The organism is Pseudothermotoga sp., assembly GCF_031962025.1.
Taxonomy (GTDB): Bacteria; Thermotogota; Thermotogae; order Thermotogales; family DSM-5069; genus Pseudothermotoga_B.
Genome location: NZ_JAVRKW010000026.1, coordinates 1 through 2,291 on the forward strand (window position 1 = coordinate 1; position 2,291 = coordinate 2,291).

Sequence of the window (2,291 nt, forward strand, 5' to 3'; positions counted from 1 at the left end):
CTTCAGTTTCAAAAACAGATCCTTGCCCGCAACACCATCGAATCCATAAGCGAGAATTTCTATCACTTTGCTTTTTAGAATCGTTTCCGCCGCATTTTTTATTTGATCTTCACTCACAAGCTGAATTGATTCTTTCAATTCTGAAAAGACGAACCCGAAAAAGTCCCTAGTTATCTGACTTATTCTGGATGGATCTGGTCTCATAGTCTGGAGCAAATTTATTTCCTGAGCGATAGCGATCTTAAGGTTTCTAAATCCCGAAAAGCCCAGTTTTTTGCACAAATCAACGATTGTAGAAGGAGAAACGTTGCATAAACGGGCAAGTTCGATGATGTTCATCTGCAAAATCTTTTCTGGTTGTTCTATGATGAGCTTTGCTATTCTTGCGTGTGATTCACTCAGGGCTGGTAATAAATCTTTCATACTCTGGAAGACACTCACGACGCCCATACTCTTACCCCGCTTTGTCCTTTCTGGAATAAGCATACAGCACTATGGTTACGGTCGTAAAGATATATGGAATAGTCATCAAAAACTCGGCTGGAATTTTTGAAAAAAGCTGTAGAAAATTGGAAAGAAAGCTGAACAATCCAAAGATCAAACAAGCCAGAACGACCATGAAAACACTTTCACCACCGACTATGACGGCAACGAGTGCAATCCATCCACGATTGTTACTCATACCAGACACGAAAGATCTCATGGGTAATGATAAAACTGCACCTGCAAGAGCGGAAAAAACACCGCTCAGAAAAAAACTTATGACTATCATTCTATGTACATCTATGCCAAGATCTTTTGCGATATTCGCATTTTTCCCAACAGCCCTGATCTGATATCCCAGAGTGGTCTTGTGGATCAGTATATAGCAGACAAAGATCAATAAAAAGGTCACATATTCCAAAAGATTGTAACCGCTCAAAATCTTACCGATAAAAGGAAGATCACCGATGACTGGCAGGTTTATTTTATCCAGAGCCGGCGTATTTTTCGACACAACCGTACCCTTTGAACCAAAAAGAAGCACCATGAGAAAACTGACCAGCCCGCTTGCAAACAGATTGACCGCCAATCCCGCAACGAAGATATTCGCTTTTAGTTTTCCGGCAAGGACGAGTAGAACTGCATAAATGCAGCAAATTCCAATGGATGCCAGAATGGATATCAGCAGGCTCGCTGTTTTATCCGCAACGTATACGGCTATAAACGCTGAGGTCAGCATCATGCCTTCGATGGCTATATTCAACTGTCCCACTAAATGTGTGAACATCGCACCCAGAGCGGCGAGAATTATTGGAACAGACGAGCTGATCGCTGAATGGATAAAATCGGCTATCATGATCCTGTAACCTTCTTTCTGACCAAAAAATCCACCAGTGATTCAGCAGTGATCAGATAGAATATTGTGGATTGAACGATTTTTGAAATTTCCGGTGTGATATCTGACATGATTGAACTGATCTGTGCTCCTATCTCAAGGTACGAAAAAAGCAATGCAGATGGTATGACAAAGATCGGGTTATTCCTTGCAATCAGCGCAACGGCTATGCCGTTAAAGCCATAACCAAATGAAAAACCTTTCACCATACGCCCGTGTACACCCAGAACATCTACGATTCCACCAAGACCAGCCATTCCACCGCTCAAAAACAGCGTCAAAAGCCATATCTTCCAAACCTTAATTCCGCCATAACTGGCAAAATCATGGCTTGAGCCGGTCACTTTTACCTGATATCCAAAGGTTGAAAACTGCATGATAAGATAAATTGCAACAGCCAATGCAACTGCTATGAAAATACCGGTGTGAAGATCTGAAGGTGGCAGTATCTTTGAGAACATCATGGAGCTGTTGATATATTTTGACGCTGAAAGACCAGCCAGAGGGTCTCTCAGTGGACCGTTCAAGAAATAATCTGTGACGTGAATCAAAGCCTGTCCTATCAGAAACGAAGATAAAAGTTCATCCACTTTGAAAAAAACCTTCAAAAGACCGCAGAAAAATCCTATCAATCCGCCAGTGACAAAAGCCGTCAGCAAAGTCGTTACGATGTTTGCTCCTGTGAAGTAGAGTGCCACATAGGTCGCACACAGTGTAGCAAAATACAGTTGACCATCGAGTCCAAGGTTGAAAGTGGCTGATGAAAAAGCGATCAGTGCACCAAGTCCGGTCAGGATAAGTGGTATCGAACCGCTCAGCATATTGCCAAAAAAATAGATGTTGCTCACAGGACCAAGGTAGAACCATCTGATCGCCGTCAGCGGGTTTTTGCTCGTGAGTATGATTATCGTTG

Annotated in this window: 3 protein-coding genes; all 3 read right to left on the reverse strand. The window is 42.4% G+C overall.

Annotated elements, in window-relative coordinates:
- The coding region (locus tag AC4E92_RS09815) for a MurR/RpiR family transcriptional regulator (RefSeq protein WP_490240416.1) at positions 1–450 on the reverse strand (450 nt) is incomplete at its 3' end.
- A 4-nt stretch (positions 451–454) separates the two neighbouring features.
- Positions 455–1,339 carry an ABC transporter permease gene (locus AC4E92_RS09820; RefSeq protein ID WP_490240417.1) on the reverse strand — a complete coding sequence of 295 codons (885 nt, stop codon included), beginning with the start codon at positions 1,337–1,339 and terminating at the stop codon, positions 455–457.
- Positions 1,336–2,291 (reverse strand): ABC transporter permease (locus tag AC4E92_RS09825; protein WP_490240418.1); only part of this gene is annotated, 956 nt, incomplete at its 5' end. The genes AC4E92_RS09820 and AC4E92_RS09825, both read right to left, overlap by 4 nt.

Coding starts and splice junctions, on each gene's coding strand:
- AC4E92_RS09820 (WP_490240417.1), bottom strand. CDS start 1,339: ATGATAGCCGATTTTATCCATTCAGCGATCAGCTCGTCTGTTCCAATA.